The organism is Stutzerimonas sp. S1, from assembly GCF_025966695.1.
GTDB lineage: Bacteria > Pseudomonadota > Gammaproteobacteria > Pseudomonadales > Pseudomonadaceae > Stutzerimonas.
The window spans coordinates 253,049-275,913 of sequence record NZ_JAOEIY010000005.1 but is presented as its reverse complement, the minus strand read 5'-3'; the positions used below and the strand labels follow the sequence as shown (position 1 = coordinate 275,913).

Here is a 22,865-nt window from a genome sequence, read left to right as displayed (position 1 = left end):
GAGGGTATTTCACCGTGCGAACTCGCCATCAGAGCCGCCGAGAACTGGACAAGATCGATCGCCAGATCCTGCGCATCCTGCAGGCCGAAGGGCGTCTGCCCTTCACCGAACTGGGCGAGCGCGTCGGACTCTCGACCACCCCATGCACCGAACGCGTACGCCGGCTGGAACGCGAGGGCATCATCATGGGTTATTCGGCACGGCTGAATCCGCAGCACCTCAAGGCCGGCCTGCTGGTATTCGTCGAGATCAGCCTGGCGTACAAGTCCGGCGACATCTTTGAGGAATTTCGCCGCGCGGTGCTCAAGCTGCCCCACGTGCTGGAATGCCATCTGGTGTCCGGCGACTTCGATTACCTGGTCAAGGCGCGGATCTCCGAGATGGCCTCGTACCGGAAGCTGCTCGGCGACATCCTGCTCAAGCTGCCGCACGTCAGGGAATCGAAAAGCTACATCGTGATGGAGGAGATCAAGGAGTCACTCGACCTGCCCGTCCCGGAATGACCGCGCCAGACGCATTCGCGCCACCCTCCTGAGCGCGGGCCAGACCGCCGAAGCCGGCCGTACGCAGCGTCTACCCTTCCCTTTCGCCTGACTGCCGCTTTGCCCCGTGTCGCTCAACCGGGCTACCCTTGGGCGATGCAAGTCATTCACGATACTCCTGAATCCAGTCCGAGCAGTGCCGCCAGCGAGGCGCGCCATGCACCGTCCTACTATGCCGCCAGCGTCAACCGCGAGCTGCGTTTCGCGGCTCTGGAGGGCGAACAGCAGGCCGATGTCTGCGTGATCGGTGCGGGCTTCACTGGTCTCAACACCGCCATCGAGCTGGCCGAGCGCGGTCTTTCGGTCATTCTGCTGGAGGCGCGGCAGGTTGGCTGGGGCGCCAGCGGCCGTAATGGCGGCCAGCTGATTCGCGGCGTCGGCCATGACGTCGAGCAGTTCGCTGCGCTGCTTGGCGAAGACGGTGTCGACGAGCTCAAGCGCATGGGTTTCGAGGCCGTCGACATCGTTCGTCAGCGCATCGCCCGCCATGCCATCGATTGCGACCTGCGCTGGGGATACTGCGACCTGGCAACCAAGCCGCGCCATCTGAAGGGCTTCGAGGCGGAGTACTCGGACCTGCTGCGCCTTGGCTATCCGCATCCGCTGCGTCGGGTGTCGCGAGCCAACCTTGGCGAGGTAGTCGGTTCGCCGCGCTACCTTGGCGGCCTGGTCGACATGGGATCCGGGCACCTGCATCCGCTCAATCTCGCGCTCGGCGAAGCCGCCGCCGCGCAGAGCCTGGGTGTACGTCTGTACGAACAATCGCCGGTGGAGCGCATCGACTACGGCTCTCCGACCCGTGTGCATACCGCTCGCGGCACGGTACGCGCCACCACGCTGGTACTGGCCTGCAACGCCTATCTCGGCCGCCTGCAACCGCAGCTGGCGGGCAAGGTGTTGCCGGCCGGCAGTTACATCATCGCCACCGAACGCCTGCCCGAAGCGCTCTGTCACGAGCTGCTGCCGTCGAACATGGCCGTCTGCGACCAGCGCGTGGCGCTCGACTACTTCCGCCTGTCCGCCGACCGCCGCCTGCTCTTCGGCGGCGCCTGCCACTATTCGGGGCGCGATCCAGGGGACATCGCCGGCTATATGCAGCCGAAAATGCTTGCGGTCTTCCCGCAACTGCAGGGCATCGGCATCGAGTATCAGTGGGGCGGGATGCTCGGCATCGGCGCCAATCGCCTGCCGCAGATCGGCCGCCTGCCGGACCAGCCCAACGTTTATTTCGCCCAGGCCTACGCCGGTCACGGATTGAATGCCACCCACCTAGCCGGGCGTCTGCTCGCCGAAGCCATCGCCGGCCGTGAAAGCCGCGGCTTCGACCTGTTCGCCAAGGTGCCGCACCCGACCTTCCCAGGCGGCCCGGCACTGCGCTCGCCGCTGCTGGCGTTGGGCATGCTCTGGTACCGTCTGAAGGACCGTTTCTGAATTCGGCGCGCGCTACGACGTCTAAGCTGAACGTTACCGGATCGGACAGGGATAACCGTGCGAGCGCTCCTGCTGCTGTCGATCGTGCTGTCGCTTGCCGGCTGTGCCAGCCAGCCGACCCCGACGCCTTCTTACGCTATCGATGCGGCCGGTTCGGCGCTTGGCCGGCAGCTGCAACGGCTGGAAGCGGCGCAGTCGGACGAGCACTCCGGCTTTCGTCTGCTGCCTGAGAGCAGCGAAGCGTTCGCCGCCCGCGCCGAGCTGTTTCGCGCCGCGCAGGTCAGCCTGGATGTGCAGTACTACATCGTTCATGACGGCCTCTCCACGCGCCTGCTGATCGATGAATTGCTGCGCGCCGCCGACCGCGGCGTGCGGGTCCGACTGCTGTTGGACGACACCACCAGCGACGGGCATGATTACAACATCGCCACGCTGGCGGCCCATCCGAACGTGCAGATCCGCGTGTTCAACCCGTTGCGCGGCGGTCGTAGCAACAAGATCAGCCGCACGCTCGGACGCCTGCTGCATCTGTCGCAGCAGCACCGCCGCATGCACAACAAGCTGCTGCTGGTCGACAGCAGTCTGGCAATCGTCGGCGGGCGCAACCTGGGTGATGAGTATTTCGACGCCGACCGCAGCCTCAACTTTACCGACATCGACCTGCTGGCGGCCGGCCGGGTGGCGCGGCAGCTGGCGACCAGCTTCGACCAGTACTGGAACCATCAACTGAGTGTGCCGATCCAGCATTTCCTCTGGCGACCGCCGCGCGAGCGGAAGCTGCACCAGGCCCGGGTGCAGCTCCGTCAGCATCTTGAACAGGCACGCCGGGAAGACGGCACGCTGTACCGACGGCTGATCCGTTATCGGCGCCAGCCGCAACTTCAACGATGGCTAGCCGAGCTGACCTGGGCGCCTGCGCAAGCGCTATGGGACGAGCCGGACAAGCTTCTGGCCGACGGCCCGCCCGCAGAGCTGTTGACTACCCAGCTGGCACCGGCACTGAACTCGGTGCAAAACGAGCTCACGCTGGTTTCGGCGTATTTCGTCCCCACCGCCAGCGGCGTCGACTACCTCGCCGAGCGCTCTCGCGCCGGTGTGACCATTCGCATCCTTACCAACTCGCTCGAAGCCACCGACGTACCGGCCGTGCATGGCGGCTACGCGCCTTACCGGCGGCGGATGCTGGAACTCGGCATGCGTCTGTTCGAACTGCGCCGACAACCGGAGCAGACGACCTCCTACAGCTTCTTCGGCGAATCCGAGTCCAGCCTGCATAGCAAGGCTGCGGTCTTCGACCAGCAGCGCGTCTTCATCGGCTCGCTCAACTTCGACCCGCGCTCGGTGCTGTGGAACAGCGAGGTCGGCATCCTGGTGGACAGCCCGGCGCTCGCCCGCGAGGTCCAGCGGCTGACACTGGAAGGTATGACGCCGGCGATCAGCTACGAGGTGCGGCTGGCCAAGCGTGGCAACACCCGGCAGCTGGTATGGGTCGCCGAGGAGCAGGGGCGGCGCGTCATTCTTGAGAAGGAGCCCGGTGGGCTCTGGCGACGCCTGAATGCCTGGCTGGCGGATGTCATCGGGCTCGAGCGCATGCTCTAGGCGCGCGTGGCCTCTTGTTGCGGCGGGCAATCGGGCGTTGTGCCGACACTGCACCGCGCTGCGAATCACACTTTGGGGTGATACCACTTCGCCAGTGGTCCGTTAGGCTCTGAAATGCCAACTGCACTAAGCAGGCATCCGCTTCGATAAAAACAAAAAAGGAGCACAACAATGCGCCATCGGATATGGATCTGGCTGCTGGTCCTTGTCGCCGCCTGGCTACCAGGCCCGGTCGCTCACAGCCAACCCTTCGCCCCCCTCGAGAGCTTGCAGATACACGCCAACCGCGCCACCAGCAGCCTGCTGCTATACCGTGGCGAAGGTTTCCAGAAAGCCCATCTGGCACGCATGGACGCCGACATACTGGCGCTGAGCAACGCCATGCAGGCCCTGCCTAATCCCACCACCGCCCTACGCGACAGTTACCGCGAGCTGCAGGCGAAGCTGCGCGAAGGCGCCAGTTTTGGCCGTGCCGAGGACGACATGCCCTGGGGCTGGCCGCTGGAAATGAGCAAGGCACTGCGCGAATTCCTCACCGCGGTACGCGGCCAGCAGGGTGCCGACGTGCGGGCCGAGCTGCCGGCGAAGGTTGAATACCTCGCCGTGCAGTACCTCAGCCGCGCCTATATCGGTAGCTTCGAGACGGCCCGCGAGCAGCCTGACACCTATCTGGGGCAGGACGAGCGCCAGCTGGTGCCTGCCATCGACGCCCAGTTAGCGCAGCTCGATGAGCGCAGCAATCCGGCGCTCGCCCAGGTAAAGACCCGCTGGAGCTTCCTCAAGGTGGCGCTGGAAGACATGAACAGTGGCAGCAACAACTTCACCACCGCATCGGGCCGACCGTTCGCGCCGATCATGGTCGACCGCCACACCCGCAGCCTGAGCGACCAGTGGATGGCACTGGCGCCCTGAACCGCGGCTGCCCGCGCCGTCGGCTCAAGCCTCCGGGCGATAGCCCAGACGCAAGCCGCCCCAATGCCGCCCCTTGACCACGACCGGCACCGAAAGGTCGTGCATCAGTTCGCCGGTGTCACGACTGTAGGTCTGCAACAGCACATTGCGCTGGTGGCTACCACAGCGCCCGCCGGTACGGTCGTTGAACAGCCGCTTGCTGCGGCTGCGACTGCGGTCGATTTCCGGATTGCCCACCGGCGGATGATTGAACGCACTGTTGTGAGTCGGCACGTAACCTTCCGGCGTGGTGGCGATCGCGTAGACGATCGCGTCGTGCCGCGCCAGCAGCGGCTCCTGAATCGCCGGCAGCACGCCGTCGGCATAGCGATCGAACCGGGTGTGGTACTTCACCGGATCGGTTCCAGGCTGTGCCTGATAATTGCGATCGAACAGGTCGTCGATAGTGATGCGCCCGGCATCGATATCCGCCTCGAAGCGCGCCGCAATATCCGCCGCACCCTGGCGGGCGAGGTCGTAGATCGTCTGGTGGTAGTCGTCCAGCTGCACTTCGGCGAGCTGCTCGCTGGCGCTTTCGGCTTGTGCGACCAGCCGCTCGGCGGCCTGCTCCAGCTGACGGGTCTGCTTCTCGCTATCGAGTGCATCGGCGCGCAACTGATCGAGGGCGACGAACAACGCGGTCAGACGCTCGTGGTTGCTGGCCGTGCCGGAGGTGATCTCCGCCACCTGGGTTTCCACGCCGCTGGCCAGTTCGGCGATGCCGGTCAGCTGCTGACCGGTGCTGGCAATCTGCGCGGCGGCTTCATCCAGCTCGCTGGCCTGCTGCTGGATATGGCTGACCACCGCCCCGCTCTGCTGACGGATATCGGCGACCATCCGTCCAACTTCCTCGGTTGCGCTCGATGTCCGCGCGGCCAGGTTGCGCACTTCATCGGCGACCACCGCGAAGCCGCGCCCCGCCTCGCCGGCACGCGCCGCCTCGATGGCGGCATTGAGCGCGAGCAGGTTGGTCTGGCTGGCAATGGACTGGATGACATCGGTGATCTGGCGGATCTCCTCGGTGCGTGCGGAGAGCCCGTCGATCAGCTCGCGACTCGACTGGGTTTGTGCGCTCAGCTGCTGCATCCGCTCGATCGCGTGCAGCAGCTCGGTCTGTCCCGCATCACTGCTGCGGCGCACGGCTTCGGCCGCCTCCAGCGTGTGACGGGCGCGCTCGGCGCTGTCCTGTCCGGTTGCGGCCATGGCCTCGGCACCGTTGGCGATCTCGCTGACGGCCTGCAGCTGCGATTGTAGGCGGCTGGCGAGCTGCTCCGCACTGAACGCCACCTGTGCGGCGGAAAGCGCGTTGTGACAGGTATGCTGGGACAGGCTCTTGCTCAGTTCAGTGAATGCCTGCAGTTCATCGCCGGGCGCAGTGGCCGTTGCATCCGGCGTGGCCCACGGGCCGAACCAGGGTGCCAGCGCCAACACCAGCAACAGTGGCGCAAGCAGATAGAACGGCAGCGCGATCCAGTAATGGATCAGTAGCAGACAGCCGATTGCCAGGCCGTGCAGCAGGCAGGCGCGGAAGCTAAGGCGAAGGGGGGCGCGCATATGCAGCCTCTTGTTCTTGTCGTGGACACAGCGTTTTACCCATACCCCGGCGAGAAAGACAGTAGTGCCTTAGTAGCAAAGTGCCTTTAAGCGGGCAGGCATCAGGCTAACGGCCGTCCCGACGCAAACTGAAGGGCCAGTGCTTACGAGGTCGTTACACACCACCCCGGCTGGTCAGTCGTCGCGGCTATCGGGCGCGGCCAGCGGCAGTCCCAACTGCACGCGCCGGCGCAGCCAGGCACTCGGGCGATAGCGCGGCTCGCCTCCGTAGCAGTGCTGCAGCCCCTGCAGGACGGCGAGAATACGTGCCGCCCCATAGCGCTCGGCGAACCCCAGCGGCCCGCGGGGATAGCCGAGGGCAAGCTGTACCGCGCGATCCAGCGTATGCGGTTCGGCGATACCCTTCTGCGCAATTTCACAGCCGAGATTGACGATGCTCGCGATCACGCGCTGGTTGATGAATCCCGGCGAGTCGTTGATCACCTCCACCGGCACAGCGTCAGCCCCCAACGCCTGACGTGCCTGCGCCTCCAGCGCCGGCTCAAGCGCCGGCTGGCGCATCAGCACACGACGCCGGTCGAAATCGGCAAACACATCGAAAGCGATGCAGCGCGCCGCCGGCAGTGCCAGGCGTTCGATCATGTTGCTGGCATCCTCGCCCAGCGGGGTGATCAGGCAGATGGCACGTGCCGAAGGCGTCTCGCCCTGCTCCAGCTGCGCACCGCTCTGGCGCAGCAGTGCCGCCAGCCGCGCACGCAGCTCGGCATCCGCGCTGTCCAGCCAGAACGAACGATCAATCTGCACTGGCGGGAATTGCGGTTCCGGCGTGCGGATCTGCTGTCCGTTCTCGTAGCGGTAGAAGCCCTGGCCGCTCTTGCGTCCGAGCAACCCGGCCGCGACACGCTGGGCCGCCTGATAGGATGGCGTGTAACGGGGGTCCTGGTAGAACTGCTCGTAGACCGACTCCATGACGGCATGGGAGATGTCCAGCCCGGTGAGGTCGAACAACTCGAACGGCCCCATGCGGAATCCCGGTCCGTCACGCAGGATACGGTCAATCTGCTCGGCACTGGCGATCCCTTCACTGAGAATGCGCTGGGCCTCGGTGCCATAGGCACGACCGGCGTGATTGACCAGAAAGCCCGGCGTATCAGGCGTGTTCGCGACAAAGTGCCCGGCCTGCTCGGCCAGCGCTGTCAGTCGTGCAGTCACCTGGGGATCGGTACGTTCGCCGCGCACCACTTCCACCAGCTTCATCAACGGCACCGGGTTGAAGAAATGAAAGCCGGCTACCCGCTGCGGACGGCGGCAGGCGGCGGCAATGCGCGTGACCGAGAGTGACGAGGTATTGGTCGCGAGCACCACATCGTCGGCGATCAGCGCCTCCAGTTCGACGAACAGTGCCTGCTTGGCCTCCAGGTTCTCGACGATGGCCTCGATCAGCAGGTCGCAGCCGGCCAGCTCCGCCAGCGCGTGCGCCGGCCGCATCCGCGCGAGCGCCGCGGTGAGCTGTTCGGCAGCCATGCGCCCCTTGGCGACGTTGCGCTCAAGCAGCTCGCGGTTGAAATCGAGTGCCTGAGCGACCGCGTCGGGGCGTGCGTCGTACAGCTGGACCTGTTGGCCGGCACAGGCGAACAGCTGAGCGATGCCGCGCCCCATGGCGCCGGCGCCGATGATGCCGATACGGGTAAACATGCGAACCTCCGGACTGGCTCTTTTATAATTTCGCACAGCGAAACATGATTCCATCTTATTGACCGAAAGCCTAAAGACTGCGAGTCTGCTGCGCAAGCCATCATCCGCACGCCACCATGTCCAACCAGCCCCACGCCAGCGCCAGCCTTCGACAGCTCGCAGCCAGTCTGACTGGGCGCCCGCAGCACCTCGGCTGCCGCCTGGGCGAATACGACCCTGACGGCACGGTGTTCGTGCAACCGAAGCATCTGAACAGCGCAGTCAACCTGCTCGGCGGGGCTGCTGCCACGTCGCTGGACATCCCTCTGCGGCCCTGCGCAGCAAAGGCGCAGCAGCCGGAAGTGCGCCGCGTCGCTACCACGCCGTCACTGAACGCCAACTTCAGCAGCCCGGCACGCGCTGGCAGCCGGGTTTGCACCATCGCGCGTGGGTGCTCCAGCTGGCACAAAGTGCTCATGGCCTACCATGGCGTCCTCGATGAGCAGCCGCGCCTGATCGATCTTGGTCAGAGCGTCTTCACGCGCGACCCGCTGCGCAGCGATTTGCTCTGAGACCATGACCGCTCTGTTGCCGCTGGCGCTGCTCTGCGAACTGCTGGCCCTAGTGACCCGGGTGCAGCCCCTCAGCGTGGCCAGCGGCGCGCTGCTGACCACGTTCTTCGCCTGGCACTGGCGCTCGTTGATGCCCTACCCACGTCGCCTCGGTCTGGTCACGCTGAGCCTGCTCGGCTACTGGGCGCTGAGCGGCAGTGCCAGCTGGGAGCAAGGTCAGCGACTGCTCGCGTCCGCCGCGTACTATGGCGCCTTCGTCGGCGCGCTGGGGTTGATGCATTGTCTGGTCAAGCGCCAGCGGCAGCTCGGCGAACTGCACCGCCTGCTGCTCGCCGGAGCGCCCGCCACGCTGTACCCGCGCTACCTGCTGAGCACCTTCGCGATCAGCTCGATCCTCAGTTTCGGCATGCTCAACTTGGTTTGCGGCTCGCTGGAGCGATACCTGCAGAGTCGTCGCTACAGCGAAACGCAACGCCGTGAAGGCCGCCGCGGCGTAATGGTCGCCGCCCTGCGCGGCTTCGCCCTGGTGCCACTGCTTGCGCCGACCAGTGTCGCGGTCGCGATCCTGACCCGCGAGCTGCCAGGCCTGAGCTGGGGCACCTTGCTGCCGTTTGGCCTGCTTGCGGCACTGTTCCTGCTACTGGCTGGCTGGCCGCTGGAGAACCACCGCCTTCGGCAGCTACGCACCAGCGACGCCGGCCCGAGCAGGGGCGACCCGGTGCGTTTCAGGGGCCTGTTGCTCGGCAGCCTGCTGGGCATTCTGCTGATTGCCCTGCTGGCTGCACTCACCCCGCTTTCGGCGACCCAGGCCGCAATGCTGCTGGTGCCGTTGGCCGTGCTCGGCACCCTGCGCACGCAAGGCGAGAAACCACGCGCAATCCATACTGAGGTGCGCGAAACCCTCGCCGGCATGCGCAACGAGATTTTCATCTTCGCCTGTTCGGCTGTGCTCGGCGGACTCACCGCCACCTTGGTGCCGGTAGGCGCGCTGGCTGAACAGTTCAGCACCACGCCGCTGGCGCTGTTCGGTCTCGGCAGCGCCAGCATGCTCACCATCATCGCGCTGGCCCTGCTGGGGGTCGCGCCAATCATTTCGCTGAGCGTCTGTGTTGCGCTGCTGGCGCAGCTAGCCGGGCATGGTGTGGCGGTCATGCAGCCGGCAGTGGCACTGCTGAGCGGTTTCTCCCTGGCGATGCTCTTGTCGCCCTACGGACCTTCGGCGCTGATGCTGGCGCGCCACGCCCAGCTGTCGCCCTGGCGCATCGCCTTCGGCTGGAACGGCCTCTTCGTGCTGCTGGTGCTCGGCCCGCTACTGCTGGTGCCACTGCTCGCGTAGGCGATCACATCCACCCGGATTCGGCCATCGACAGCGGCTCACCGTCGCCGACGATGAAATGATCGAGCACCCGCACGTCGATCAGCGCCAGCGCCTCCTTCAGGCGCTGAGTCAGCTGGCGATCGGCCTGGCTGGGTTCGGACACACCGGAGGGGTGATTGTGCGTGAGGATGACCGCCGCCGCGTTCTGCGCCAGGGCGCGCTTGACCACTTGGCGTGGGTAGACGCTGGCGCCGTCGATGGCGCCTTGAAAAAGCACTTCGAAGGCCAGCACGCGATGCTTGGAATCGAGAAACAGGCAGCCGAACAGCTCATGCGGCTCGTGGCGCAGCCGCGCTTTGAGGTAGTCACGCACCGCCTGCGGCGACTCCAGCGCCGAGTCGCGACGCAGCCGCTCGGCCAGATGGCGGCGCGCCATCTCCAGCACAGCCTGCAGCTGGGCGAACTTGGCGGGCCCGAGGCCCAGATGGGTGCTGAACTGATCAAGCTCCGCCTCCAGCAGCGCGCGCAGGCTGCCGAACTCGGCGAGCAGGTGCCGGGCCAGATCCACCGCGCTTTTGCCGGCAACCCCGGTGCGCAGGAATATCGCCAGCAATTCGGCGTCGGAAAGCGCAGCAGCGCCCTGTTCGAGTAGCTTTTCCCGCGGCCGCTCCGCCGCCGGCCAGTCGCGTATGCTCATGTCCTCTCCCTGTCGAGCAAGCCCGCTTTTCCGCTGCGGGCGCTGTGCTATCTTAGCCCGTCATTTTTCCGGGGCATCAGGCAACTTCCGACCTGGTTCTCACTCCGGACAGTCCCTAGCAGATAACAAGGCAGGCCTATGCAGCGGCTGTATCGTAAACGCATCGTCCTGGGCGTCGGCGGCGGCATCGCCGCCTACAAGAGCGCCGAACTGGTCCGCCGCCTGCGCGACCACGGCGCCGAAGTCCGGGTGGTGATGACTCAGGGCGGGCGTGAATTCATCACACCTCTTACCCTGCAGGCGCTCTCTGGCCACCCGGTCCATCTGGACCTGCTCGACCCCGCTGCGGAAGCGGCCATGGGGCACATCGAACTGGCCCGTTGGGCCGATCTGGTCCTGATAGCCCCGGCCACCGCCGACCTCATGGCGCGCCTGGCCCAGGGCATCGCCAACGATCTGCTGACCACCTTGGTACTGGCGACCAACGCCCCGGTTGCCCTGGCACCAGCGATGAACCAGGCGATGTGGGCCGATCCGGCCACCCAGGCCAATCGTGAACTGTTGCTCGAGCGCGGAATCCGCCTGTTCGGCCCCGGTTCCGGCAGCCAGGCCTGCGGCGATGTCGGCATGGGCCGCATGCTCGAGGCCGAGGAACTGGCGCAGGCAGCTGCCGACTGCTTCGAAACCGGCCTGCTGACCGGCCTGCATCTGCTGATCACCGCCGGGCCCACCCAGGAAAACATCGACCCGGTGCGTTACATCACCAATCACAGCTCGGGGAAGATGGGCTTCGCTCTCGCGGAGGCGGCCGCCGAAGCCGGCGCGCGAGTCACGCTGGTAACCGGCCCCGTGTTCCTGCCGACGCCGGATCGCGTACAGCGTATCGACGTCGTCAGCGCCCGCGACATGCTCGCCGCCTGCGAAACCGCCATGCCCTGCGATCTGCTGATCGCGGCGGCGGCGGTGGCCGACTACCGCCCGGAAGTGGTGGCGCCGCAGAAACTCAAGAAAGACCCCAACAGCGGCGACGGCCTGCTGCTGCAGATGGTCCGTAATCCGGACATTCTCGCCACCCTGGCCAGCCGTCCGGATCGCCCGTTCTGCGTCGGTTTCGCCGCCGAGACCGAGAATCTGCTGGACTACGCCATGCGCAAGCTGCGCGACAAGAATCTTGACCTGATCGTCGCCAACGACGTGGCCAATCCCAGTATCGGCTTCAACAGCGAAGAAAACGCCGTCAGCGTGATCGATCGCCAGCAGCACGTCACCCGTTTCGGCCAGGCCAGCAAGGGCCACATTGCCCGCGCGCTAATTGCCTTCATCGCCGACCGCTACAAACAGGCCTAACCATGCACGCACTCCAAGCCAAGATCCTCGACCCTCGCCTCGGCCAGGACTTTCCCCTTCCCGAATACGCCACACCGGGCTCCGCCGGCCTCGACCTGCGCGCCATGCTGCAGAGCGACACCATCCTCGAACCGGGACAGACGCTGCTGATCCCCACCGGCCTGTCGATCCACATCGCCGATCCTGGGCTGGCCGCGCTGATCCTGCCGCGTTCGGGCCTGGGCCATAAGCACGGCATCGTGCTCGGCAATCTGGTTGGACTGATCGATTCCGATTATCAGGGCGAGCTGATGGTCTCCTGCTGGAACCGCGGCCAGAGCGCTTTCACCATCGCCGTCGGCGAGCGCATCGCCCAGTTAGTGCTGGTGCCGGTGGTGCAGGCCCGTTTCGAGCTGGTCGACAGCTTCGACAGCAGCGATCGCGGCGCCGGCGGGTTCGGCCATTCCGGCAGTCACTGAGTAAATACGCCCCCGCTTACCCTTCAGGATGATTCGAGGAGCTTCATGGCACTCTTCAAGCGCACCGCCAAGGATTCAGGCGTACTGAACCCGGCCGACACCACCGCCAAGCAACGCAACCACCAATCGCCCACCCTGCTGCTGAGCGGACTGCTTCCCGCACTGGTCGGCCTGAGCGCAGCATCGGCACTGCTCTGGTTCAACTTGCAGAACAGCCAGCAAGAACAGCAGGCCGCGCTTGCCCACGCTTGGGGACAGAGCCATGCCAGCGCGCTGGAGCAGGCGCTCGCGCAGCTGCAGGCCGACACCCAGGCCGCCGCTGCCGACCCAAGACTGCTTGAGGCGTTGCGCAGCGGGCAGCCGGAGCAGATCGATGTTGCCGAGCAGGCGCTGCGGCAGCAGCCAGGGGTCATCGATGCGCATATCAATGCCCGCGGACGCGCCCGGCCGGAACCCGACCGGGCGGGACCGGTGAACTTCGCGGCGCTGGATATGTTGCAAAAGGCCGAGAGCGGCGACGCACCAGCGGCCGAGGCCTATCAGGTCGGCAAGACCTGGATGATCTACAGCGCCGCCCCGCTGCGCACGTCCGACCAGCAGCCGGCCCAGGGAACATTGCTGCGGGTGATCGAGCTCGATCGGCTACTCGCCACACTGCCGCGCCTGCCCGCGGATGCTGGTCAGCTGCGCCTCGTTCAGCAGTTCGACAATTCGCCCGAGAAGGTACTGCTCCAGCGCGGCAGTGGCAGCGGCCCGGTCCTGCAACTTTCGAGCGGCAACCCGCACTGGAAACTCAGCTTCCAGCCAGCCGCCGCAGCAGCAGCCAGCGGTTACTCGCCGCTCATGCTGCTGGCCGCGGCACTGCTCTCACTGGCCGGCATCCTGATCGGCTTGCAACTGCTGGTGAGCACCCAGCAGCGGCGCCTGCGTGACGACGTGCTGCAGCTCAACCGGATCCTGCAGGAACTCTCCTCCGGCAGGACCATCCAAGTACCGTCCCTGAGCCTGCCCGCGCTCGAAGCGCTGGCCCGGAACATGGTCCGCTTGCCTATCCGCCCTGCTGGATCGGCACCCGTTCACACATCCGCTGCGACGGCGCCTACCGTCCAGCAAGCCAAATCCAACGAGTACGTCGATCCGCGCGTACCGGACACCGATATTCTCGACATCGACATTCTCGACGAGGACCTGGATCTCTTCGGCCTCGACACCAAGGAGCGAGAAACCGCAATGAGCAGTGCCAAAGCCCCGAACCTGCCCGCCAGCATCTTCCGCGCCTACGACATCCGTGGCGTGGTCGGCGACAGCCTGACCAACGAGACCGCCTACTGGGTCGGTCGTGCGGTCGGCTCGGAAAGCCTTGCCAAGGGCGAAGCCAATGTCTCGGTCGGTCGTGACGGTCGCCTGTCCGGTCCGGAGCTGGTTCAGCACTTGATCCAGGGCCTGGTAGACAGCGGCTGCACCGTCAGCGACATCGGCATGGTGCCGACTCCGGTGCTCTACTACGCGGCCAATATTCTCGCCGGCAAATCCGGGGTGATGCTCACCGGCAGCCACAATCCGCCCGACTACAACGGTTTCAAGATCGTCATTGCCGGCGACACCCTGGCCAACGAACAGATCCAGGCACTGCGCCGGCGCATCGAAACCGGCGACCTCAGCAAAGGCATCGGCAAAGTCGAACCCGTGGACGTGCTGGAGCGCTATTTCCAGCAGATCCGCGGTGACATCGCCATGGCCAAGCCGATGAAGGTCGTCGTCGACTGTGGTAACGGCGTGGCCGGCGTGATTGCTCCGCAGCTGATCGAGGCGCTCGGCTGCAAGGTCATCCCACTGTACTGCGAGGTCGACGGCAACTTCCCCAACCACCACCCGGACCCCGGCAAGCCGGAGAATCTGGTTGACCTGATCGCCAAGGTGAAAGCGGAAAAAGCCGACCTTGGTCTGGCCTTCGACGGCGACGGCGATCGCGTCGGCGTGGTGACCAACGCCGGCACCATGATCTATCCCGACCGCCTGCTGATGCTGTTCGCCAAGGATGTGGTGGCGCGCAACCCCGGGGCCGACATCATCTTCGACGTCAAGTGCACCCGCCGCCTGACGCCGCTGATCAGCGGCTATGGCGGTCGCCCGGTAATGTGGAAAACCGGCCATTCGCTGATCAAGAAGAAGATGAAGGAATCTGGCGCGCTGCTGGCCGGCGAGATGAGCGGCCACATCTTCTTCAAGGAACGCTGGTTCGGCTTCGACGACGGCATCTACAGTGCGGCGCGGCTGCTGGAAATCCTCAGTCAGGACAAACGCGATGCCGAGCAGGTATTCGCAGCCTTCCCGAGCGATATTTCCACACCGGAAATCAACATCACGGTGACAGAAGAAAGCAAATTCACCATCATTGACGCCCTGCAACGCGACGCGCAATGGGGCGAGGCGAACCTGATCACCCTTGATGGCATGCGGGTCGACTATCCGAAGGGCTGGGGCCTGATCCGCGCCTCCAACACCACGCCGGTGCTGGTGCTGCGCTTTGAAGCCGACAGCACAGAAGAGCTCCGCCGCATCCAGGATGTCTTCCGCACCCAGCTGCATAACGTTGCACCCGACCTCAAACTGCCGTTCTGATTTTGCGGAGTTCTGCATGACCCTCAGCCGTGAAGCTGCCACCCAATTCGCCAAGGTCCTTTCCGAAGCGCTGCCGTACATCCGCCGATTCGTTGGCAAGACCCTGGTGATCAAGTACGGCGGCAACGCGATGGAAAGCGAGGAGCTGAAGACCGGCTTCGCCCGCGACATCGTGCTGATGAAGGCGGTAGGCATCAATCCGGTGGTGGTGCATGGCGGCGGCCCGCAGATCGGCGATCTGCTCAAGCGTCTCAACATCGAGAGCCACTTCATTGATGGCATGCGCGTAACCGACAGCCAGACCATGGACGTGGTGGAAATGGTGCTCGGCGGTCAGGTCAATAAAAGCATCGTCAGCCTGATCAACCAGCACGGGGGCAGCGCCATCGGCCTAACCGGCAAGGATGCCGGGCTGATCCGGGCGAAGAAGCTCAAGGCTACACGCCAGACGCCGGAGATGACCAAGCCGGAGATCATCGACATCGGCCACGTTGGCGAGGTCACCGGCGTCAACGCCGAGCTACTGGAAATGCTGGTCAAGGGCAACTTCATTCCAGTGATCGCGCCGATCGGTGTCGGTGAGAACGGCGAGTCCTACAACATCAACGCCGATCTGGTCGCCGGCAAGGTGGCCGAAGCGCTGAAGGCCGAAAAACTGATGCTGCTAACCAACATCGCCGGCCTGATGGACAAGCAGGGTAATGTGCTCACCGGCCTGTCCACCGCTCAGGTCGATGCGCTCATCGCCGACGGCACCATCTACGGCGGCATGCTGCCGAAAATCCGCTGCGCCCTGGAAGCCGTTCAGGGAGGCGTGACCAGCGCGCACATCATCGACGGACGAGTTCCCAATGCGGTACTGCTGGAGATCTTCACCGATGTCGGTGTGGGCACGCTGATCACCAACAACCAGCGCTGAAATTCACGCCAATGAAAAAGGGGAGCCGAGGCTCCCCTTTTTCATGCCCGTTGCATTACAAGTCGATGCGGAACGACTCGAACATCGCCGGAATGCCGGGGAACATGCCGATGCCCAGCATCACGCCACACAGCACAACGAACACGATCGTAGGAATCACCCAGCGGTGCAGATGGCTCAGGCTCTGCCCGCGCTCCTTGTCACCGATCAGTCCGAGGTTGTCCAACAGCACGGTCAGCGACCAGCCGAACACCGGATTGACCAGCGCCGAGGAGAACACCACGATCGCTGCCGATTGCGAAGTCTTGCCCTCGCGGGTCATCTGCATGCCAGCTTCCAACAGCGGCAGATAAACACCCACCAGCAGTGCCACGCTCAGCACCGGCGGCCAGATCGCCAGATCCATCGGGTAGCCCCACAGCGCAGCGACCACGCAGAGCAGCCCGGTAAGAAGTGCGCCCGCAGGGATCGGCCGCTTGGCGATAGCCGCCGGGACCATGTAGGTACCCCAGGACGACGCCAGGTTTCCGCCGCCGAGGGCGGTACCGACCGCCTGCCGCGCGGCCGCCACGCACATGGTGTCGTCGATATTCATCAGCACCTTGCGCGCCTTGCGTGGATAGTTCAGCTCCTGGAACACCCGATGACCAAGGAAATCTGGCGACCACATGGCTACCGCGAGCACCGCAAACGGAGCCACCGCGATGAAGTGATGCAGCTCCGGCAGGCCCAGTTGCCAGCCGGTGCTTTCGCCCCACCAGTACGCAGGATTCAGATTTGGAATGCCCGGTTCGGTGCTGAACTCGAAAGGTGCGCCGAGCAGGAACGCGGTCAACGCCGCCAGCCCTGAACCCAGAGGAATTGCCAGCCAGCGCATGCGAATGTGCTCGAGGTAGGCGTACATCACGATGGTGACGAATACCACGACGAAGGCGACGTAACCGATATCGAAGCCATTGGCCCAGGCGAACAGTTTCTGAATCTGCGAGGTCACGCCGATGAAACCGAGGTAGAGCAGCAGGCCGCCGCACACGCCATCACTGGTCAGCTTCGCCAGCAGGCTGCCGCCCTTGGAGATCCCCAGCGCAAACCCCAGCACGCCGACCATGAGCCCTAGCGCCATGGGATGGCCGCCCGACGCCACGATGAGCGGAATCAGCGGAATCAGCGGACCGTGCGTACCTGCCAGGTTGGCCGTGGGATTCAGGAATCCCGAGAACAGCACCACGAACAGAATCGCAGCAATCAGCATTTCGAAGCGAACGTTCTCGATGACGAACTCGTCGGACAAGCCCAGCGGGCCAGCAAACGCCGCCACTACCGCCGCCACCATAACAATCTTGCCGATCGTTGCCGCCATCGCCGGCACCCAGTCTTCGAATTCGAAGCGGTAATCGCGAAACGGCAGGTTCACGCCCCAACGACGCGGCGCCATGATTTCCAGTTCGTGCTCGAGGTATTCGGCACGCGTCGCAAACTCTTCCTTTGGTTTATGGAGCTCCGTGTAACTGCTTAGGTTCCTATCTTTCATGATAAATATCACACCCGAAAATTTTCGGGGCGAAAGGTACAGGCTGGCCTGCAGCATCTCACCACGACCTTAAACCTATTGATCTAGAGCGGTTTGTCTGTTATCCGACGACAATAACGCGCCCGCCAGTAAGCGCACCGGCTGGGCAGTTGATCAGGCTTTGTGAACTAGCGGGCAGCACACCAAACGATCCGGCATCCAGATCGTCGGCCGGATCAGACGAAGCAAGGACGAGCTATCGAGAGTGGCCGAGCAGTTCGGCGACGCGCTCGCGATCACGCCTGAAGCTGGTATCCGCCTCGGTCTTGGCTCGCTGGTAGCGCTCGAGATCGCGAAGCAGGCTCGCTTGTTCCTTCTCGAGATTGGCAATCTGTGTCAGCAGGTTGTCTGGCACACCCCGTCCGGCACGCTCATGCTTGGCAGCCTGCGCCCGCAGGCTGCCCTGCTGCGACCTGAGCGACTGCAGGTTGCCTTGGGTAATGCCGATCACACTCTCGAGCTCCGCCAGCTTGCGCTTCCTGGCGCGCTCGACATCCTCGGTGCTGGCGTACAGCCTCAGCAGCTGGGCATCTGCCGCGGCGCGGGCCTTCTCCTGCCGCAAACGCTGCAACTCCTCGGCAGAAGGCGCAGGCGGAACGACCCGGATCACCCGCCCCTGCTCATTGAGCACCTGATAGCCGCGACCGATGTGCTGCGGTGGCACGCCCTGGCGATCGAGCACCATGACGCCCCGTTCATCGGTGTAGCGATAAAGCTCGCCGGCGCCGGCCCATGTCGAAGCCAACAATCCCAACGCAACGAAGGAGCGAATGATTACCGGCTGAAGCATGGCGAGGCACCTATCCCTAGTCAGATCCCGTATTGCGCGCGATACGCCTGCACCGCGGGCAAATGCTGTTTGAGCCGATTATCTTCTTCCAGGTACTCCAGCACTTGCGACAGCGACACAATACTGACCACCGGTATTGCGTAGTCGCGCTCCACCTCCTGGATTGCCGACAATTCGCCCTGACCGCGCTCCTGACGGTTGAGCGCGATCAACACGCCAGCCGGTTGGGCGTTCTGTGCCTGAATAATCTGCATGACTTCGCGAATCGCCGTGCCCGCGGTGATCACATCATCGACGATCAGCACACGCCCGGTCAGCGGGGCGCCGACCAGAGTGCCGCCCTCGCCGTGATCCTTGGCTTCCTTGCGATTGAAGCACCACGGCAGATCGCGCTGATGCTGCTCGGCCAGAGCGATCGCGGTGGCTGCCGCCAACGGAATGCCCTTATACGCTGGACCGAAAATCACATCGAAGTCGATGCCGCTGTCTGCAACCGCGGCGGCGTAGAAGCGCCCCAACTGCGCCAGCGCACTACCACTGTTGAACAGACCGGCATTGAAGAAGTACGGACTGGTACGGCCGGATTTCAGGGTGAACTCACCGAAGCGCAGAACCCCGCGCTCGATGGCAAAACGAATGAATTCGCGCTGGTACGCCTGCATGAAGAAAATTCCCGGAAGCCACGGATTTAGCTAATTACGGAGAGCTTGGGTTATCATACACGCACGTGTTTTTAGGGGCCATTTATGCGGATCATCAGTGTCAACGTGAATGGCATTCAAGCGGCGGCACAGCGAGGTTTGCTCAGCTGGCTGCAAGCCCAGAATGCCGATGTCATCTGCCTGCAGGATACCCGCGCCTCTGCCTTGGAACTCGATGATCCGGCTTACCAGCTGGACGGTTATTTCCTTTATGCCTGCGATGCCGAAATTCCCGAGCAGGGCGGCGTTGCGCTGTACTCGAGACTGCAACCCAAGGCCGTGATCATGGGACTCGGCTTCGAAACGGCAGACCGTTACGGACGCTACCTGCAAGCGGATTTCGACAAGGTCAGCATCGCCAGCCTGCTGCTGCCGACGGGCCAGGACGGCGACGCCAGCCTGAACCAGAAATTCAAGTTCATGGATGACTTCGCTCATTACATGGACAAACAGCGTCGCAAGCGCCGCGAATATCTGTATTGCGGTTCTCTGTACGTCGCGCATCAGAAGCTGGACGTGAAGAACTGGCGCGATTGCCAGCAAAGTCCGGGTTTTCTCGCACCGGAACGGGCATGGCTGGATGAGATCTTCGGCAACATGGGTTACGTAGATGCGCTGCGCGAGGTCAACCGCGAGGGCGACCTGTTCAGCTGGTGGCCGGATACCGAGCAAGCCGAGATGCTTAACCTCGGCTGGCGTTTCGACTATCAGATTCTGACGTCCGGCCTGCGCCGCTTCGTTCGCAGCGCGCGCCTGCCGCGCCAGCCTCGCTTCTCCCAGCATGCGCCGCTGATCGTCGATTACGACTGGACCCTCAGCCTCTAGCCCCGACGGATCTAGCCCGCGGCCGGATCCGTCGAGCACTCAACAACCGCCCGCTACTTGATCAGCCGCCAGCAGAATGGATACCGATAGGGTCTGCCTTCGTTAGCCCGAATGCCGGCGATGATCACCAGCACCAGCGCGACCACGCTGACCAGCGCCATCAGCGGAAAGCCGATGACGATCCAGGCAAGCAGTCCGCAGATCATCATCAGGATGCTGAAGGTGATCTGAAAATTCAGCGCCTCCTTGCCCTGCTGATCGACGAACGGATCCATGTCCTTCTTCAACTGCCAGACGATCAGTGGGCCGATGACGTTGCCTATCATCGGCGCGAGAAACCAGAAGAACGCCGAGTAGTGGCAGAACATCGCCCACTGGCGCGCCTCGCGGTCGGGCAGCGGGACGAGCTTCTGATCAGTCATTGTTCACCTACTCAGTCAGCCAGCGCCGCACGCTGCAGCTCGAACAAGTCGCGCATGCCGCCCTGCGCAAGCTCCAGCATCGCGTTGAGCTCATGAGGCTGGAAGGGCGCACCTTCGGCTGTGCCCTGCACTTCGATGAAGCCGCCGGCGTCGGTCATTACCACGTTGAGATCGGTCTCGGCCGCGGAGTCCTCGAGGTAATCGAGATCCAACACTGGCTGCCCTTGGTACATGCCAACGGAGACCGCCGCCACCATCTGCTTGACCGGGTCGCCACCTTTGAGACCGCCACGCTTCTTCAGCAGTTTCAACGCATCGACCAGCGCCACCATCGCGCCAGTGATCGAAGCCGTACGCGTGCCGCCATCGGCCTGGATCACATCGCAATCTATGAACAGGGTGTTCTCGCCCAGCTTGCTCATATCCAGAGCCGCGCGCAGCGAACGGCCGATCAGACGCTGGATTTCCAGGGTCCGACCGCCCTGCTTGCCGCGCGCCGCCTCACGCTGATTCCGCTCGCCGGTAGCGCGCGGCAACATGCCGTATTCAGCGGTCAGCCAGCCCTGCCCCTGCCCCTTGAGGAAGCGCGGAACGCCGGTCTCGATGCTCGCGGTGCAGATGACCCGGGTATCACCGAACTCGACCAGCACCGAACCCTCGGCATGCTTGGTGTAATTGCGAGTGATTCGGATCGAGCGCAGCTGATCGGCCGCACGGCCACTGGGACGCTTCATGTAGGTACATCCTGCTTCTGGGAGAGATTGGCGGCATTATAGAAGCCTTGTCTGGAAAAGGGTCGATTGCCCATCGCAACCCGGCTGGTGGTTTTTCCTTTACAATCCTCCGCCTTTCGCAGCCCGTATCGAGAGGTATCCCCTGATGGTCCACAGCATGACGGCCTTCGCCCGCAGCGAGCTGGCCGGCCCCCATGGCACCCTCAGCTGGGAAATTCGCTCGGTCAATCACCGCTACCTGGAACCACACCTGCGCCTACCGGAAGCGTTCCGTGACCTCGAGGGCTCAGTGCGAGAGGCTTTGCGCAAAGGGCTGTCACGCGGCAAGGTTGAATGCACCCTGCGCTTCGCCGAAGACAGCAGCCGCAGCGAGCTGCAACTCGACCGCGAGCGCGCCAGCCAGCTGATCGCGGCCGCCGAAAGCGTGGCCGCACTGATCAGCCAACCGGCGCCCATCGACCCGCTGCAGGTACTCGGCTGGCCCGGCGTACTGGTGGGCGATGCGGTCGATCCGCAAGCACTCAACCAGAGCGCCTTGGCACTGTTCCACAGCGCGCTTGAGCAGCTCAAGGATGGCCGCCAACGCGAAGGCGAAGAGCTCGCCAAGCTGCTCAACGAGCGCCTGGACAGCATCCTGCAGGAAGTTGCCACCCTGCGCGAACAGGTTCCGCAGATGCTCGCTGCGCAGCGCCAGAAGGTGCTTGATCGCTGCGCCGAGATGCAGATCGAGTTCGATCCGCAGCGTCTGGAGCAGGAGATGGTCCTGCTGGCGCAGAAGAGCGACGTCGCCGAGGAACTCGATCGACTCAGCACCCACGTCAGCGAAGTGCGCCGGGTTCTCAAGAGCGGCGGTGCCGCCGGGCGACGGCTTGACTTCCTCATGCAGGAACTCAACCGCGAAGCCAATACCCTAGGCTCCAAGGCCTTCGACCCGCGCAGTACCCAGGCCGCGGTCAATCTCAAAGTTCTCATCGAGCAGATGCGCGAACAGGTCCAGAACATCGAATAACCGCCAGTCGTGCAAACAGCTGGGCTATTTTCACAGTCAGATACTCACCGAGTTTCCAGGAAACCTTCATGTCCGCCACAACCGGCACGCTCTATATCGTTTCCGCGCCTTCCGGGGCCGGCAAGACCAGCCTGGTCAAGGCGCTAATCGATACGCAGCCGCTGGTCCGAGTATCGGTCTCGCACACCACCCGAGCCATGCGTCCGGGCGAGGTCGATGGGGTCAACTACCATTTCATCAGTCGCGAAGAGTTCATCCATCGCCTCGAACGGGACGAATTCCTCGAGCATGCAGAAGTGTTCGGCAACCTCTATGGCACCTCCCAGCGCTGGCTGGAGGAAACCCTCGCCGAAGGTTACGACCTGATCCTGGAAATCGACTGGCAGGGCGCTCAGCAGGTACGCCGGCTGATGCCCCAAGCGAAATCGATCTTCATCCTGCCGCCTACCCAGGAGGCCCTGCGCCAGCGCCTCAACAACCGCGGCCAGGATAGCGATGAGATCATCGAGCGGCGCATGCGCGAAGCGGTCAGCGAGATGAGTCACTATGTCGAATACGACTACCTGGTGATCAATGATGATTTCGCCCACGCCCTGATCGACCTGCAGGCTATCTTCCGCGCCAACCAGCTCCAGCAACGAACCCAGCAGCAGCGTCACGCCCGCCTGCTCAGCGATCTACTGGCGTAAGCAAGCGTCGCGACCCGAAATGGTCGAGCGAAGCCGCTCGACCATTTCGGGTCGCGAGAAACAGCGCTTCCATTCAGACTGGTGATTTTTTAAACTATTTCGTCCGCTTGCCCATCCGGGCCCGCTTTATTGCTATTGATCACGAGGAACACCATGGCCCGCGTTACCGTTGAAGATTGCCTGGACAACGTCGATAACCGCTTCGAGCTGGTCATGCTGGCCACCAAGCGTGCGCGCCAGCTGGCTACCGGCGGCAAGGAGCCGAAGGTAGGCTGGGAAAACGACAAGCCGACCGTTGTCGCCCTGCGCGAGATCGCGTCCGGCCTGGTCGACTACGATGTCATTGCCCAGGACGAAATCGTCGATGACGAGCCGCTCTTCGTCCAATATGAGGAAGAGCCCAACGAGGCCATCTGATTAAATGCCAGGTCGAAGTCGAAC

22 protein-coding genes are annotated in these 22,865 nt (G+C 63.9%); 14 read left to right on the top strand and 8 right to left on the bottom strand.

The window, feature by feature from the left end; translation table 11 throughout:
* Positions 1-14 precede the first annotated feature (14 nt).
* From N8H22_RS12720 to N8H22_RS12705, 4 genes are all read left to right on the top strand, one after another.
* Entirely contained in the window at positions 15-503 is a 489-nt protein-coding gene (locus N8H22_RS12720; protein WP_264590879.1) for an Lrp/AsnC ligand binding domain-containing protein, read from the top strand.
* A 135-nt stretch (positions 504-638) separates the two neighbouring features.
* Entirely contained in the window at positions 639-1,973 is a 1,335-nt protein-coding gene (locus N8H22_RS12715; protein WP_264590878.1) for an FAD-binding oxidoreductase, read from the top strand.
* A gap of 57 nt (positions 1,974-2,030) precedes the next feature.
* Positions 2,031-3,572, top strand: coding sequence for a phospholipase D family protein (locus tag N8H22_RS12710; protein WP_264590877.1), 1,542 nt, complete (start codon positions 2,031-2,033; stop codon positions 3,570-3,572).
* Between the two features lie 171 nt (positions 3,573-3,743).
* Positions 3,744-4,484, top strand: coding sequence for a hypothetical protein (locus N8H22_RS12705; protein WP_264590876.1), 741 nt, complete (start codon positions 3,744-3,746; stop codon positions 4,482-4,484).
* A gap of 24 nt (positions 4,485-4,508) precedes the next feature.
* Here N8H22_RS12705 and N8H22_RS12700 read toward each other — a convergent pair whose 3' ends face one another.
* The gene (locus N8H22_RS12700) at positions 4,509-6,077 is read right to left on the bottom strand and encodes a methyl-accepting chemotaxis protein (RefSeq protein WP_272890786.1); all 1,569 of its coding nucleotides are present in this window, start codon (positions 6,075-6,077) and stop codon (positions 4,509-4,511) included.
* A 174-nt stretch (positions 6,078-6,251) separates the two neighbouring features.
* On the bottom strand, positions 6,252-7,772 hold the full coding sequence (locus N8H22_RS12695) for a 3-hydroxyacyl-CoA dehydrogenase (protein WP_264590875.1): 1,521 nt from the start codon (positions 7,770-7,772) through the stop codon (positions 6,252-6,254).
* Between the two features lie 116 nt (positions 7,773-7,888).
* Here N8H22_RS12695 and N8H22_RS12690 point away from each other — a divergent pair, with 116 nt between their 5' ends.
* Positions 7,889-8,323: a PaaI family thioesterase gene (locus N8H22_RS12690; RefSeq protein WP_264590874.1), complete on the top strand. Its 435-nt coding sequence runs from the start codon at positions 7,889-7,891 to the stop codon at positions 8,321-8,323.
* A gap of 4 nt (positions 8,324-8,327) precedes the next feature.
* Positions 8,328-9,659 carry a hypothetical protein gene (locus N8H22_RS12685; RefSeq protein WP_264590873.1) on the top strand — a complete coding sequence of 444 codons (1,332 nt, stop codon included), beginning with the start codon at positions 8,328-8,330 and terminating at the stop codon, positions 9,657-9,659.
* A gap of 4 nt (positions 9,660-9,663) precedes the next feature.
* Here N8H22_RS12685 and radC read toward each other — a convergent pair whose 3' ends face one another.
* Positions 9,664-10,338, bottom strand: a complete 675-nt coding sequence (gene radC / locus N8H22_RS12680) for a DNA repair protein RadC (protein ID WP_264590872.1) — start codon at positions 10,336-10,338, stop codon at positions 9,664-9,666.
* Positions 10,339-10,476: 138 nt separating this feature from the next.
* On the opposite strand from radC, the gene coaBC reads away from it, so the two are divergent.
* The 4 genes from coaBC (at position 10,477) to argB (ending at position 15,684) form a co-directional block, all read left to right on the top strand.
* Positions 10,477-11,685: a bifunctional phosphopantothenoylcysteine decarboxylase/phosphopantothenate--cysteine ligase CoaBC gene (gene coaBC / locus N8H22_RS12675; protein WP_264590871.1), complete on the top strand. Its 1,209-nt coding sequence runs from the start codon at positions 10,477-10,479 to the stop codon at positions 11,683-11,685.
* Positions 11,686-11,687: 2 nt separating this feature from the next.
* Complete coding sequence (gene dut / locus N8H22_RS12670) at positions 11,688-12,143, top strand: dUTP diphosphatase (RefSeq protein WP_264590870.1); 456 nt, start codon at positions 11,688-11,690, stop codon at positions 12,141-12,143.
* 1,230 nt (positions 12,144-13,373) lie between these two features.
* Entirely contained in the window at positions 13,374-14,765 is a 1,392-nt protein-coding gene (algC, locus tag N8H22_RS12665) for a phosphomannomutase/phosphoglucomutase (protein WP_264591032.1), read from the top strand.
* A 16-nt stretch (positions 14,766-14,781) separates the two neighbouring features.
* On the top strand, positions 14,782-15,684 hold the full coding sequence (argB, locus tag N8H22_RS12660; RefSeq protein WP_264590869.1) for an acetylglutamate kinase: 903 nt from the start codon (positions 14,782-14,784) through the stop codon (positions 15,682-15,684).
* Positions 15,685-15,739: 55 nt separating this feature from the next.
* Here the strand turns inward: argB and N8H22_RS12655 are convergent, their stop codons facing one another.
* From N8H22_RS12655 to pyrE, 3 genes are all read right to left on the bottom strand, one after another.
* Positions 15,740-17,215 carry a DUF3360 domain-containing protein gene (locus tag N8H22_RS12655; RefSeq protein ID WP_264590868.1) on the bottom strand — a complete coding sequence of 492 codons (1,476 nt, stop codon included), beginning with the start codon at positions 17,213-17,215 and terminating at the stop codon, positions 15,740-15,742.
* Between the two features lie 235 nt (positions 17,216-17,450).
* Complete coding sequence (locus N8H22_RS12650) at positions 17,451-18,044, bottom strand: DUF4124 domain-containing protein (RefSeq protein ID WP_264590867.1); 594 nt, start codon at positions 18,042-18,044, stop codon at positions 17,451-17,453.
* A gap of 20 nt (positions 18,045-18,064) precedes the next feature.
* Positions 18,065-18,706 (bottom strand): orotate phosphoribosyltransferase, encoded by a 642-nt coding sequence (gene pyrE / locus N8H22_RS12645; RefSeq protein ID WP_264590866.1) that lies wholly within the window; start codon positions 18,704-18,706, stop codon positions 18,065-18,067.
* Between the two features lie 84 nt (positions 18,707-18,790).
* Between pyrE and N8H22_RS12640 the strand changes: the two genes are divergently transcribed.
* The gene (locus tag N8H22_RS12640) at positions 18,791-19,570 is read left to right on the top strand and encodes an exodeoxyribonuclease III (protein ID WP_264590865.1); all 780 of its coding nucleotides are present in this window, start codon (positions 18,791-18,793) and stop codon (positions 19,568-19,570) included.
* A gap of 53 nt (positions 19,571-19,623) precedes the next feature.
* On the opposite strand, the gene N8H22_RS12635 is transcribed toward N8H22_RS12640, so the two are convergent.
* Positions 19,624-19,992 carry a DUF4870 domain-containing protein gene (locus N8H22_RS12635; protein ID WP_264590864.1) on the bottom strand — a complete coding sequence of 123 codons (369 nt, stop codon included), beginning with the start codon at positions 19,990-19,992 and terminating at the stop codon, positions 19,624-19,626.
* An 11-nt stretch (positions 19,993-20,003) separates the two neighbouring features.
* Positions 20,004-20,726 carry a ribonuclease PH gene (gene rph / locus N8H22_RS12630; protein WP_264590863.1) on the bottom strand — a complete coding sequence of 241 codons (723 nt, stop codon included), beginning with the start codon at positions 20,724-20,726 and terminating at the stop codon, positions 20,004-20,006.
* A 145-nt stretch (positions 20,727-20,871) separates the two neighbouring features.
* On the opposite strand from rph, the gene N8H22_RS12625 reads away from it, so the two are divergent.
* The 3 genes from N8H22_RS12625 to rpoZ all read left to right on the top strand — a co-directional run bounded on the left by N8H22_RS12625 (position 20,872) and on the right by rpoZ (position 22,841).
* Positions 20,872-21,735 (top strand): YicC/YloC family endoribonuclease, encoded by an 864-nt coding sequence (locus N8H22_RS12625; RefSeq protein ID WP_264590862.1) that lies wholly within the window; start codon positions 20,872-20,874, stop codon positions 21,733-21,735.
* Between the two features lie 68 nt (positions 21,736-21,803).
* Positions 21,804-22,424, top strand: coding sequence for a guanylate kinase (gene gmk / locus N8H22_RS12620; RefSeq protein WP_264590861.1), 621 nt, complete (start codon positions 21,804-21,806; stop codon positions 22,422-22,424).
* 153 nt (positions 22,425-22,577) lie between these two features.
* A complete protein-coding gene (gene rpoZ, locus N8H22_RS12615) occupies positions 22,578-22,841 on the top strand; it encodes a DNA-directed RNA polymerase subunit omega (protein ID WP_264590860.1) in 264 nt (87 codons plus the stop codon).
* Positions 22,842-22,865 lie beyond the last annotated feature (24 nt).